The sequence below is a fragment of the Akkermansia muciniphila genome (assembly GCF_018709685.1).
In the GTDB taxonomy this organism is placed as follows: Bacteria; Verrucomicrobiota; Verrucomicrobiia; order Verrucomicrobiales; family Akkermansiaceae; genus Akkermansia; species Akkermansia muciniphila_E.
On the sequence record NZ_JABDHQ010000017.1, the window covers coordinates 1 to 12,821 of the forward strand.

General features: G+C 61.1%; 8 protein-coding genes. 6 read left to right on the forward strand and 2 right to left on the reverse strand.

The annotated features are described in order from the left end of the window. The 3 genes from HHJ06_RS10085 to HHJ06_RS10095 form a co-directional block, all read left to right on the forward strand. Nucleotides 1–856: PEP-CTERM sorting domain-containing protein (locus HHJ06_RS10085; RefSeq protein WP_215429344.1), on the forward strand; the 856-nt coding region annotated here is incomplete at its 5' end. Nucleotides 857–931: 75 nt separating this feature from the next. After that, complete coding sequence (locus HHJ06_RS10090) at nt 932–3,802, forward strand: sulfatase-like hydrolase/transferase (protein WP_215429346.1); 2,871 nt, start codon at nt 932–934, stop codon at nt 3,800–3,802. Nucleotides 3,803–3,827: 25 nt separating this feature from the next. Continuing rightward, entirely contained in the window at nt 3,828–5,408 is a 1,581-nt protein-coding gene (locus HHJ06_RS10095; RefSeq protein WP_215429348.1) for a hypothetical protein, read from the forward strand. Nucleotides 5,409–5,578: 170 nt separating this feature from the next. Here HHJ06_RS10095 and tkt read toward each other — a convergent pair whose 3' ends face one another. Continuing rightward, nucleotides 5,579–7,582 (reverse strand): transketolase, encoded by a 2,004-nt coding sequence (tkt, locus tag HHJ06_RS10100; RefSeq protein WP_251841497.1) that lies wholly within the window; start codon nt 7,580–7,582, stop codon nt 5,579–5,581. Nucleotides 7,583–7,792: 210 nt separating this feature from the next. Further along, nucleotides 7,793–8,536, reverse strand: a complete 744-nt coding sequence (locus HHJ06_RS10105; protein ID WP_215429352.1) for an acyltransferase — start codon at nt 8,534–8,536, stop codon at nt 7,793–7,795. A gap of 246 nt (nt 8,537–8,782) precedes the next feature. Here HHJ06_RS10105 and HHJ06_RS10110 point away from each other — a divergent pair, with 246 nt between their 5' ends. The 3 genes from HHJ06_RS10110 (at nt 8,783) to HHJ06_RS10120 (ending at nt 12,773) form a co-directional block, all read left to right on the forward strand. Then, nucleotides 8,783–10,231 (forward strand): catalase, encoded by a 1,449-nt coding sequence (locus HHJ06_RS10110; protein WP_215429354.1) that lies wholly within the window; start codon nt 8,783–8,785, stop codon nt 10,229–10,231. A 488-nt stretch (nt 10,232–10,719) separates the two neighbouring features. Next, the gene (gene proB, locus HHJ06_RS10115; RefSeq protein ID WP_215429362.1) at nt 10,720–11,487 is read left to right on the forward strand and encodes a glutamate 5-kinase; all 768 of its coding nucleotides are present in this window, start codon (nt 10,720–10,722) and stop codon (nt 11,485–11,487) included. Beyond that, nucleotides 11,484–12,773, forward strand: a complete 1,290-nt coding sequence (locus HHJ06_RS10120) for a glutamate-5-semialdehyde dehydrogenase (RefSeq protein ID WP_215429364.1) — start codon at nt 11,484–11,486, stop codon at nt 12,771–12,773. The genes proB and HHJ06_RS10120 overlap by 4 nt, the downstream gene beginning before the upstream one ends. The last annotated feature ends 48 nt before the right edge of the window (nt 12,774–12,821 follow it).

Consider the following 12,821-nt stretch of genomic DNA (forward strand, 5'->3'; position numbering starts at 1 on the left):
CGGATTCCAAATTCGTTATTTGTCGCGGAATGGAAGTGGCGTTTCATCATTTCCAACCACATATCCCATAGACACCATGAAGAAAACATTATTCATTCTGGCAACCATGGTTGCGGCGGCCGTTGCGGCCGAAGCCTCTACGGTTCTGATCTCCTTCGGGATCAATTCAAACAGTGGCACTGCCGTTGTGGACGGCACGTATTTTGGAGAAACTGGGCAAAAAGTGAACACGATTTCGATCAGCGGAAGCAGTGGAGTTAATTCTGCAAGCCTGGTAACTACTGGCGGAGCCAGTTCCGGCATTTCCCTGACGACTAATGGGGGTTGCTGCGGCGCCCCAGGTGTGATGACCGATTCTTCCGCCAAGGCGTCTGCACTGGGTACCAGCGATAAATTCTACGGCGTCTTCGGTGTGGACATGTCCTTGGGGAATTCCATGGGGGGAGTTCTTAATTCCAGCAATGATATAAGCATGCAGATGTCGGGATTGTCCATGGGGACTTATACCCTCACCATTCTGGCAGGCCGTGGAAATTCGTTCAATGGAGGAATTTCCACGTACAGCATTGGAGGAGATGGGATCGGCAATATCTCGGCCAGCCTGGACGATTATTCCGTGGATTCCGGCGCATCCCGAAATGGCACTTCCATTTCCGCCAATACCGATAATGGTAAATGGGTATTGATGACCTATACATTTGAAGTTACGGCAGACAATACTACTCTGAACATCAACAGTAGCGGCGCCCAAGGAAATATCAACTGTCTGGCGCTGGCCTCCGTTCCGGAGCCGGCCACGGCCAGTCTCGGCCTGCTGGGCCTGGGCGCTCTGCTGATGCGCCGCAGGCGCGCGTAATGTTGTTCTTCATGCAGGCGCCGGCGGTTCGTAAAAGGGACAGCCGGCGCCTGTCTGTTTACGGAAGGGAAAATCATGATGAGAAAACTGAATTGGTGCGGATGGATTCCGGCCGCAGTGGCCGCCTGCTGTCTGGCTCATGCGGAAGAAATAGGGATAGGGGTGCTGAACGGAGCTGCTGCCACGGAGACTGCATTCCAGCAGGCGCAGCCCGGAACTGTGGCGGAGGAAGGGAAAACCTGGAATTTCATCAAGCCCGCGGCCAATGCCACGACGACCGCCTCCGCCCTGAAAACTACGGAGGGAGTGTCCACGGAAGCCTCCTGCGCCATCAAGCCGGGTTACTGCGCCAGCAACGGCGTCTTTGCGCCAGGCAAAAACCGCGATTATCTTCTCATGGATTCCTGGGCAGGCATCCGGGGGACGGAAAATGTCGTGATTTCCCAGCTTCCGGAGTCCATGGCGGAATACTGCCATGTGGAAATTTACGGGGATTGCAATGATTCGGACCGGGACATGGTTTATACGGCCAACGGCCTCTCCGGCGTCATTCAGGACCGCGGCATGTTTTCCGGCGCTTTTCAGGAAGGTGCCAACAAGCTGACGCTGAAATATGTTCCGGTAACGAACGGGACCATCACCATCACGGGCAACGGGGCTTCCCTGACCCGTTCCGCCATCAATGCCGTCCGCCTGGCGGCGCCCTCTCCCGGCATCGTGTCCTTTACGGCTACTCCTGCGGAAATCATGGAAGATTCGGCTTCCGGAGCCGTGCTGAGCTGGAAAACCTGGAAATGCGGAGCGGTCACGCTGAGCACCAGGGACGGGCAGGACATTCCGGCCACCACGGAGAACGGCGCAGGCTCCGTCACGGTAAAGCCCGGAACCACGACGACTTACGTTCTCCGCGCCGCTTGTGAGGACGGGACCGCTTCCACGGAAGAAGTAACGGTGACTGTCAAGAAGCAGGAACCGGAGATACTTCTCTTTGAATCGGACAAAAAGAGGATTGTTCCCGGCAGCCATGAAAAGGCCACCCTGACGTGGAGCACGGTGAAGGCGCAAACCCTCACCCTGACCGCCAATGGAACGGAGGTGCCCGTCACCAGCACGGCGGGCGCCGGCAGCGTGCAAGTGGCTCCTGCGGAAACCACGCAGTACACGCTGACGCTGACCGCGGCGGACGGCACGGAGAAAAGCAAGTCCCTGATCATTTCCGTTCTGGCGGAGAATACGCCCAACGTTCTGGTGTTCCTGGTGGACGACATGGGCTGGCAGGATACGTCCGTGCCATTTTACTACAAGGACGGCCAGCCCGTCATCACGGAGCTGAACTCCTTTTATAAGACGCCCTCCATGGAAAGGCTGGCGGCGCAGGGGATGAAGTTCACGAACGCCTACTCGTGCCCCCTGTGTTCTCCGGGCCGCACGTCCCTGATGACGGGGAAGACCTCCGCCCGCCACCGGGTTACCAACTGGACGGCCGTGAATGCCCCCACGCTGAATGAATTCAGCGGCGGGCTCCCCCACATCCGGGCTCCCCAGTGGAACATGGCCGGGATGAGCCAGCAGGAGATTCCCCTCCCCCGGGTTCTTCAGGAAGCGGGTTACAGGACGATTACGGTAGGGAAGGCCCACTTTGCTCCGTCCAACCAGCGTTATTCCAATCCGGCCAATCTGGGATTTGACGTCAACATTGCCGGCTGTTCCGCCGGGCAGCCCGCCTCCTACCGGGGAGAGGACCATTTCGGCTCCGGGAATACCCATGTTCCGGACCTGGAGGAATATTACGGAACGACCACGGCGGAAGACAGGAAGAAGAATTTCCTGACGAATGCCCTGACGCTGGAGATGAAGAAGCAGATCAAGGCCGCCGTGGATGATAATGCGCCTTTCTTCGCGTACATGACCCATTACGCCGTGCACCAGAGGCACGACCAGCCGGACCCCAACGGGGATTATGATACCTACCCCTCGGGAACGACGTTTGAACCGGGAGTTTCCATCGGCGGCAACCTCCGCAACTTCGGCACCCTGATCGGGGGCATGGACAAGTCCCTGGGGGACCTGATGGATTACCTCAAGGAGCTGGGTGTCGCCAACAGGACGCTGGTCATCTTCATGTCCGACAACGGTGGGGACGCACCCATCCAGCAGAGCTATGACGGGAATATTCCGTGGCTTGAGAAGATAAGCGCCGTGGCCCCCCTGAGAGGACGCAAGGGCAGCCGGTATGAAGGGGGAACGCGCATCCCGATGATCGTGGGATGGGCGGAGGCGGACCCCTCCAGCTCCATCCAGCAGGAATACCCCATTCGGCAGAATGCCGTGAACCATGACATCGTGGCTATTTGGGATATTTATCCCACTATCCTGAATATGCTGAAGCTGAAGGTTCCGGTGGGCCAGCAGGTGGACGGGGAGGATATCAGCCCCTATTTCAGGGGAGACGCCTCCTTCCACCGCACCCAGAAGATATTCCAGCATTTCCCCCACCACCATTCCTACGCCAATTTCTATTCCACCTACCGGGATGGGGACTGGAAAGTCATTTACAATTACATGGACCAGTACGCCCATACGGACCTGTATTCCGGCAACGGCTACAAGACGGCGGGCCGCTTCCCGTGGCAGCTCTTCAACCTGAAGGACGATATAGGAGAGAGCAATGACCTGGCCCGGGACCCGGCGCAGCAGGAACGCCTGATGCGCATGGCGCGCGCCCTGATCCGGGAGCTCCGGCAGGTGGATGCGCAGTATCCCGTGCTTACCAGGAACGGCCAGGCGGTCGGCACGGCCTATATCCGCATGCCCGACCTTCCGGACGTGGATTCCGACGGGGACGGCGTTCCCGACCTTGTGGAAGACGCCAATGGAAACGGCCTTGTCGACCCCGGGGAAACGGACCCGGACGATGCCTCCTCCGTGGTTCCCATCCGGCAGTAAACCTCTCACCAACTGGACAAGACTTATGAAGAAAACACGTTGTTTTTCCGTTCTTTCCGGCCGTCTGGGCCTTCCCGGGGCTGCCCTTGGGGCCGCCGTCCTCCTTTCCGGGGCGCTTTTGCTGGCGGATGTGCTGGTCAATGCAGGCGGAGGTTCCAGCAATGCGGATAAAACCGGCAACGGCGGCGGCACGCTGGATTACGGCCGGGTCACGTTCTCCGGTTCCGCCTCCTATGACAACAATACGGTGCGCGGCTTCTCCCAGGGCGGAGCGGTTTATGCCGGCTCCGTGGTGCAGCAGGCCGCCGTTTCCTTTTCCGGCAACAGGGCGGAGCAGGGCAGCGGCGGGGCCATGTACAGCCGTGGAAACGTGCAGATAGCCGCGGGTTCTTCCTTTTCCGGCAACGCGGCCGGCCATAATGGGGGCGCCCTGTGCCTGGACGCCAATGACGGCGAGGATGAGCGCACCGTGAGTGTGGAAGGCGGCTGTACCTTTTCCGGCAACAGCGCCGGCAATCTGGGCGGTGCCGTTTATGTCTCCGGCAACAGCGCCGCGGCTCCCACCGTGCTCAATCTCCGTTCCACGGATTCTTCCCGTCCCGTTTCCTTCAGCGGCAATTTCCGGGGGCGTTCCGTGGGGGCTGCATCGGGCGGCGTGCCCAACTCCATCACAGTCATGGGCCATGTGCGCATGGTGGCGCATGCGGACCGGGACTGCCTGGTCAGCATGGAAGATCCGCTTTATTCCTTCGCCGGGTATTCCTCCACCTCCAGCCTGAGGAAGACGGGGGACGGAACGCTGGGCTTCGGCGATGGCGTTTCCCTGTGCCATTTTCCGGTAAGCGTGGAAGGCGGGACGGTGCGGCTCGGCACGAATGCCGCCATGCGGGGGATGACGCGGCTGGACGTGGCTGCGGGAGCATGCCTGTCCTTTTCTCTTCCCCGGGACCCCGGCCGGGAGGCCAAGTGGAGCGCGGAGGGGCCCGTCTCCCTGGACGGCGGTGCGGAGGTCCATGTGGCTCTCCCTGCCATGGACGGGAAGGAACGGGAGCAGAGCTGGAAGCTGGTGGAGGGTACCACTCTTTCCATGGCGGCGCTTCCCTCCGTTTCCTATGACGCCGCCAGCGCGGAAGCCTGGAAGCAGGCGGGCGGTTTTTCCCTGAAACAGGAGAATACGGCGGGTAAAAGCGCTCTGGTGCTGGCGTGGACGCGCACGCCTTCCCCCTATGACCAGTGGAAGAAAGACCATTTTCCCGATGGAACGCCGGAGGACCAGACGGCCCCGGACGCCTGCCCGGCGGGCGACGGCATCACCAACCTGATGAAGTACGCCACGGGGCTGGACCCGGACAAGCCCTGCGGAAGCGTCACAGCGCTGGCGGCCAGGGAGGAAAACGGGGGGCGCCGCCTGGCGCTGGAATGGCCCGTGAACCCTGCGGCCACGGACGTGACGTTCAGCGTGGAAAGCTCGGAAGACCTGGTTTCCTGGAGAGAAGAGGCGGTGATTGAGCCATCCGGAAACCGGGCTGAATACCTTGATACGGTGGTGATAGACGGCAATGCTCCGGCGCGGAGGTTTTTACGGCTGAAGGTGACCAGGGAATAGGCCGCCTTCCCCGCTGATTCTCCGGGCGCAGATAGATGCGGCGCAGGCTCCACGGGGTTTCAGGACAGGAGCGGCCAGCCCTTCTCCCGTTCTGAACCGCCATAAGCAAAGGGCTGTTTCACACGCGGTGAAACAGCCCCTGAAAAGGAATAACGGCAAAATGCCGCAAGTTATTTGGAGAGCACTTTTTGAACGGCGGCGACGACGTTGTCCACGTTCATGCCGAGTTCTTCCAGCACCTGTGCGCCGGGTGCGGAAAAGCCGAAGCGGTTGATGCCCACGGCTTCACCCTGGCAGCCCAGGTATTTCCACCAGAGATCCGTGACCCCGGCTTCCACGGACACCCTCTTCGCGCAGGAGGAGGGGATCACGCTTTCCCGGTATTCCGCGGGCTGGGCGTCAAAGCGGAAGAAGCTGGGCATGGAAACCACGCGGATTCCTTCTCCCACCTGTTCCGCGGCTTTCAGGGCCAGTTCCAGTTCCGAACCGCTGGCCATAATGACGGCTTTCAGTTCCCCCTGTTCCCGCCGGGCGATGTAGCCGCCTTTCAACACGCCCTGGCGGCGCGTTTCCACGGGAATGTCATTCAGGGTGGCGACCTTCTGCCGGGTCAGGATCAGGGCGGTGGGACCCTCGGCGCGCTGCAGGGCGGCCATCCAGGCTCCGGCGGTTTCTTCCGGGTCTGCCGGACGGATGACGTCCAGGTTGGGAATCACGCGGAGGCCGGAAACGGTTTCCACCGGCTGGTGGGTGGGGCCGTCTTCGCCCACGGCCACGGAATCGTGCGTCAGGATGTAGGTGACGGGCAGGCCGCTGAGGGCGGCCACGCGGATGGCGCCGCGCATGTAGTCCACAAACACGCAGAACGTGGCGGCGCTCACGCGGAACAGCCCGTCATAGGCCATGCCGTTGCAGATGGCGGCCATGGCATGTTCGCGGATGCCGAACCAGAAGTTGCGGCCTTCCGGATTTTCCGCGGAGAAATCCCCCGCGCCGGAAAGGTAGTTCTTGTTGGAGCTGTACAGGTCCGCGCTGGTGGTCAGGAACCACGGGTCCGCCTTGGCAACGGCGTTGATGGCCACGGAACCGGCGGAACGGGTGGCGTCACTGTAATCCGCGGGGAAGGGGGGGATGTCCTTGTCCGTGATGGCGGCGTCCACTCCCCTGGCGCAGGCGTCCATGCCGGAGTCCAGCTCTGCGGCCAGTTCCGGATAGGTGGCGCGCCATTTCCGGTACGTGGCTTCCCAGGCGGTGAAGGCGGCTTCCCTCCCGGCCCGGAGGCCGTTGAAGAAGCTGCGGACGTCTTCAGATACATAATAGCGTTCCCCCGCGGGAATTCCCCAGTTGGCGTGCGCTTCCTCCTGGAGCTTGGCGCCGCCTTCCCCGTGGCCCTTGGTGGTGCCTTCAATGCCGGGAATGCCTTTGCCGATGACGGTCTTGGCAATGATGAGCTGGGGCTTGCCGTTTTTGGCCGCCTTGGCGGCTTCCACCGCTTCCGCGATGGCCTTGAGGTCATGGCCGTCAATCTGGCGCACGTCCCAGCCCAGGGCTTCATACATGGCGCGCGGGTCCGCAATCTGGGTGCGGTCCGCCGGGGCGTCCAGCGTGATGTCGTTGGAATCGTAAATGAGAATGAGGTTGTCCAGTTTCAGGACGGCGGCCAGGGCAATGGATTCGCGGGCCACGCCTTCCTGAAGGCAGCCGTCCCCCGTCAGGCAGAAAACGTGCTGGGTGAAGATGTCCATGCCGGGCCTGTTGAACCGAGCGGCGGCGCGCCTGGCGGAAAGGGCGAAGCCTACGGCGTTCGCAATGCCCTGGCCCAGGGGCCCCGTGGTGCATTCCACACCCTCCGTATCCCGGAATTCCGGGTGGCCGGGCGTGATGGACCCCTTGTGGCGGAAGCCTTTGAGGTCTTCAATGCTGATGTTGAATCCCGACAGGTGCAGCCAGCCGTAAAGGAACATGGAGCCGTGGCCGGCAGAGAGAATGAAGCGGTCACGGTTGAGCCAGCGGGGCTGCGCGGGACAGATGTTGAGCAGATCGCCGAACAGGACGGCCCCGATTTCTGCGCATCCCAGCGGCAGGCCCAGGTGGCCGGACGCGCAGTCGTGAACGGCATCCATGGCAAGTCCCCGCGCCTGGTTGGCGGCTTTTTGGAGAAGGTCAAGATTCATGCCCGGGCAATATGAGCAGATCAGCCACATATTGAAAGCCTAAAATGCGTCTCCGGCAACAGGGCGGAAACGCGGAAAGCGTTGAAGATGGAAGCGCCGGACATCCCCTCCCGGAAGCGCCGGACATCCCCTCCCGGAAGCCCCAGGTAGCCCGCCCGGCATGCGCTGGCGGTTCAGGCCATGGTGCTGCGGGGTAGCGTGGCGGGCGCCTTACCCCATTTCTCTTTCACGGCTCCATTTGACCCTGTTTTTGATGGCTCTGGCCGGGTTCCCCGCCAGAACGGTGAATTCCTCCCGGAAGGGTTTGGTGACGACCGCTTGCAGGCCTACAACCGTATTTGCCGGGATGATGGCGTTTTTGGTGAAAACGGCTCCCTGCCCAATCCAGCAGTGGTCGCCAATGAAGACGCCCTGCGGCCGGCCGTTGAGCAGTTCCCCGGTGTCCGCGTCCATCAGGCGATGTGAATCGTTTGCCCAAATGGTGATTTTGGAAGACAGCATGCAATCGTTCCCAATGAGGCATTGGCCGCCCGCAAGGACGACCGTTAGTCCTTCGATGCTCGTTGAATGGCCGATGGACAGGGCGCTTCCGGATGCCGCCGCCAGAATGCTCACATTGTTCCAGTGGCTGTGATCGGCCGCGGAAGAGCCGAATTCCATTTTCACGCCGCGGACATGCTTCCAGATGTGGATGGAAACATTGTTTAAGGAGAGCGGGGCATGGAAGATGAGCGTGTTGTGTTCCCCCTCAATGTTGAGCCGGACGGAACCGGGAATCTGGAACGGCTCCACAAGCTGTTTTTCTCCGGAAGGATGAATGAGAAAAATACGGTTTCCTTCCGGGTTCACGTACCCTTCTCCCCCTGGCTTCAAGCCCAGGCGGATACGGCGTTTCTTTCTTGTTTGCGAAGAAAAAGAGAGGCTGCAATAGATTGCTGCAAGAAAACGGTTCATGATGAAAAACCCGATTCTTCATCGAGAAAAGCACTGTCCCGGATTCTCCATTCAGGGTCAAGTGGAAAAATGGTGGAATGGGCCGCCTCCGGAACGCCGGTTTTCCAGGCGCGGCGGAATTCCCCGGTCCGTTTTCCCCTCCGCGGAAGGAGGCCGGAGGCAGGTTGCCTTCCTTCCCGGGATTTGAAAGAAACTTTGTTGACACCATTGAAAAAATTAGTTTATAATAATTATAAATAAAAAACCATGAGCGATCAAAAGAATTTGACAACGTCGGTCGGGGCTCCCGTTTCTGATAATGAAAACGTGCTTACGGCCGGCCCCCGCGGCCCCATGCTGTTGCAGGACGTATGGTTCCTGGAAAAGCTGGCCCATTTTGACCGTGAAGTTATTCCGGAAAGGCGCATGCACGCCAAGGGCTCCGGAGCTTTCGGCACCTTTACGGTGACTCATGACATCACCCGGTATACCAGGGCGGCGCTGTTTTCCGGGGTGGGCAGGAAGACGGACCTGCTGGTGCGGTTTTCCACGGTGGCCGGGGAGAGGGGCGCGGCGGACGCGGAACGGGATATCCGCGGCTTTGCCATCAAGTTTTACACGGAGGAAGGCAACTGGGACCTGGTGGGCAACAACACGCCGGTTTTCTTCCTGCGTGACCCGCTCAAGTTCCCGGACCTGAACCACGCCATCAAGCGTGATCCGCGCACCAACATGAGGAGCGCGCGCAACAACTGGGACTTCTGGACCTCCCTTCCGGAAGCCTTCCACCAGGTCACCGTGGTCATGAGCGACCGCGGCATTCCCGCCTCCTACCGCCACATGCACGGCTTCGGCAGCCATGCGTTCAGCATGCTGAATGCGGATAACGAACGGGTGTGGGTGAAATTCCATTTCAAGACCCAGCAGGGCATCAGGAACCTGACGGATGCGGAGGCGGAAGCGATCATCGCGAAGGACCGTGAAAGCCATCAGCGGGATTTGTATGAAAGCATTGAACGGAAAGACTTCCCGCGCTGGACGATGTACATCCAGGTGATGACCCAGGAGCAGGCGAAGGCATGCCCCTTCAATCCGTTTGACCTGACCAAGGTATGGCCGCACGGGGATTACCCCCTCATGGAAGTGGGCGTGCTGGAACTCAACCGGAACCCGGACAACTACTTCGCCCAGATTGAGCAGGCGGCGTTCAATCCGGCCAACGTCGTGCCCGGCATCGGTTTTTCCCCGGACAAGATGCTCCAGGGGCGCCTGTTTTCCTACGGGGACGCCCAGCGGTACAGGCTGGGAGTGAATCATAACCAGATTCCCGTGAATGCTCCCCGCTGTCCGTTCCACAGCTACCACCGGGACGGCATGATGCGCGTGGATGACAATGCGGGAAGCACGCTGGGTTATGAACCGAACAGCTACGGGGAATGGAAAGAACAGCCGGAGTTCCGGGAACCGCCGCTCGAGCTGGACGGCGCGGCCTGGCACTGGGATTTCCATGAGGACGACCATGACTACTATTCCCAGCCCCGTGCCCTGTTCCGCCTGATGACGCCGGAACAGAGGGAAGCCCTGTACGGCAATACGGCCCGCGCCATGGGGGATGCGCCGGATTTCATCAAGCAGCGCCACATTGACCACTGCATGGAATGCGACCCGGAATACGGGGAAGGCGTCGCCAGGGCCCTGGGCATGTTTCAAGGGTAGCCGTACCCGCTGAACCTTTCCCGGGCGGAAGCTTCCTGTTGCGGAAGCTCCCGTCCGGTTTTTTCTGGTGTTGGGGCGCCCTGTCCGGCGCTTGCCGGGAGGAGGTTCACAGATGTTCCGGACCCCGGAGGCCCTTCTGCCCTTCTTCCGCGAAAATGGAAGAGAAGCGCACAGCTCCGGCGTGCAGAAGGGAAAGGGCCCCGGGCATGGTTCCACCATGCTCCCTGCATGCGGTCGAGTCAACGGTTGTCTTTTGCCGGAAGTCTTTGTTACTCAAAAGTTATTTTGAATGAAACCTCCCGGGGGAAAGAGGGGGCGGGATTCGCAAGGTTTTTTTGATGGAGGGAAACCGTTCCTGATTCCTGAGCCATGCGGCAGCCGTTTTTCCGGGAAGGGACGGCACCGCCGTGCGGATGGGACTTTGGCCGGGAAGAACGTGCTTTCTTCTTCCCGCAGGAACGGCGTGTGAGGTATAATAGGGCAGACGTATGAAAATCGTAGTGAAGGTAGGGACGGGCGTGCTGACCCGTGAAAACGGGACATTGGACGGTTCTTCCATCGTGCATCTGGTGAGCGCCCTGGCGGACCTGATGCAGCAGGGGCACCAGGTGGTTCTGGTGAGTTCCGGCGCCGTCGGTTCCGGAGTGTCCGTGCTGGGGCTGCCGTCTTATCCGCAGGAGTTGTCATTGAAGCAGGCCTGCGCGGCGGTGGGGCAGACGCGGCTGATGCAGACGTATGAGAATCTTTTCAGCCATTTTGACGTGGACGTGGCCCAGCTTTTGCTGACGGCGGAGGATTTGAAGCGCCGCCGCCCCAACGTGCAGGCCACGCTGATGCGCCTGTTTGAGCACGGCAGGATTATCCCGATCGTGAATGAAAATGACACCGTTTCCGTGGAAGAACTGAAGTTTGGGGATAACGACATTCTTTCCGTCCACATGGCGCGCATGGTGGGGGCGGACGCCCTGTTCATCCTGACGAGCGTGGACGGCCTGTATCCCCCCGGCGGCAGCCGTGACGCCATCATTCCCCGGGTGGAGGATGTGGACGCCGTCCTGGCGTTTGCGGAGGATGACCGTGGCCGCTTTTCCATGGGCGGCATGAGCGCCAAGCTCCAGGCCGTGCGGGAGGCCGTGAATGCGGGCATAGGCACTTACATGATGCATGGGCGCCATCCGGAACGCATCAGCCTGCTGCTGGAGGGTGGTTCGGAAAGCGCCGGAACGTTTTTTGTGCCGAAAGGAGCGGGAAGATGAGTGCGGAAAATCCTCTTGAACCGACGGGACGCGCCGCCCTGGCGGCTTCCCGGGAGATGCTGGCCCTGGGGCCGGAGGAAAAGGCGGACGCCCTGCGCCGCATGGCCGCGGCGGTACGCTCCGCCGCGCCGCGCGTCTTGCAGGAGAACGCGCTGGATATGGAGGAGGCCGGGGCCGCCGGGCGCAACGCCGCGTTTCTGGACAGGCTGCTGCTGACCCCTGACCGCGTGGAGCGCATGGCGCACGGCATGGAGCAGGTGGCGGAACTGCCCGACCCCGCGGGCGACTGCATCCGTGAGTGGACGCGCCCGAACGGGCTGCATATCAGCCAGGTGCGCGTGCCCCTGGGGGTGATCGGCTTTATTTATGAGAGCCGCGGCACGGTGACCTGTGACGCCGCCGCCCTGTGCCTGAAGTCCGGCAACGCGGTCATTCTGCGCGGCGGGAGCGAGTCCCTGCGCACCAACCGCGTTCTGGCGGAGGTGTTGCGCGGCGCGTTAAAGGAGTCCGCCGTTCCGGTGGACGCCCTCCAGCTTCTGGCTTCAGGCAGCCGTGACGAGGTACGGCAGTTGTGTGAGCTGGATTCCTGCCTGAACGTCATTATTCCGCGTGGCGGGAAGGGGCTTATCCGCACTGTCATGGAATACGCCAGAGTGCCCGTGCTGAAGCATTTGGACGGCGTTTGCCATGTGTACGTGGACGCCGCGGCGGACCTGGAGATGGCCGTCAACATCCTGGACGACGCCAAGACGCAGAGGCCGGGCGTCTGCAACGCGGCAGAAACCCTGCTGGTGGATGCCGCCGTGGCGGAACGTTTTCTTCCCATGGCGGCGGAACGCATGCGCCTGCGCGGCGTGGAGTGCCGCGTGTGCGGACGGAGCAGGCCGTTTTTCGGTCCGGAAGCCGCCGCCGCGTCAGAGGAAGACTGGTCTGTGGAGTATGAAGACCTGATCCTGTCCGTAAAGGTGGTGGACGGCGTTCGCGGCGCGGTGGAGCATGTGAACCGCTACGGCTCCCACCACAGTGATTCCATCGTGACGGAGGATGCGCAGGCCCGTGATTATTTCATGCGCCGGGTGGACAGCGCCTGCGTTTACCATAATTGCTCCACGCGGTTCAGTGACGGGGAGGAGTTCGGCTTCGGCGCGGAAATAGGCATAGGCACGGACAAGTTCCATGCGCGCGGGCCGATGGCCCTGCGGGAGCTGACCTCCTACAAGTACGTTATTGAAGGCAGCGGACAAATGAAGGACCCCTCCCGGATTCCGGGGAAGAACCACTCCTGAACAGGCGCGCCCGCCATGAAAAAGGGAGCACCGCAGCATGGCCGCGAT

Coding starts and splice junctions, on each gene's coding strand:
- HHJ06_RS10095 (WP_215429348.1), top strand. CDS start 3,828: ATGAAGAAAACACGTTGTTTTTCCGTTCTTTCCGGCCGTCTGGGCCTT.
- tkt (WP_251841497.1), bottom strand. CDS start 7,582: ATGAATCTTGACCTTCTCCAAAAAGCCGCCAACCAGGCGCGGGGACTT.
- HHJ06_RS10105 (WP_215429352.1), bottom strand. CDS start 8,536: ATGAACCGTTTTCTTGCAGCAATCTATTGCAGCCTCTCTTTTTCTTCG.
- proB (WP_215429362.1), top strand. CDS start 10,720: ATGAAAATCGTAGTGAAGGTAGGGACGGGCGTGCTGACCCGTGAAAAC.
- HHJ06_RS10090 (WP_215429346.1), top strand. CDS start 932: ATGATGAGAAAACTGAATTGGTGCGGATGGATTCCGGCCGCAGTGGCC.
- HHJ06_RS10110 (WP_215429354.1), top strand. CDS start 8,783: ATGAGCGATCAAAAGAATTTGACAACGTCGGTCGGGGCTCCCGTTTCT.
- HHJ06_RS10120 (WP_215429364.1), top strand. CDS start 11,484: ATGAGTGCGGAAAATCCTCTTGAACCGACGGGACGCGCCGCCCTGGCG.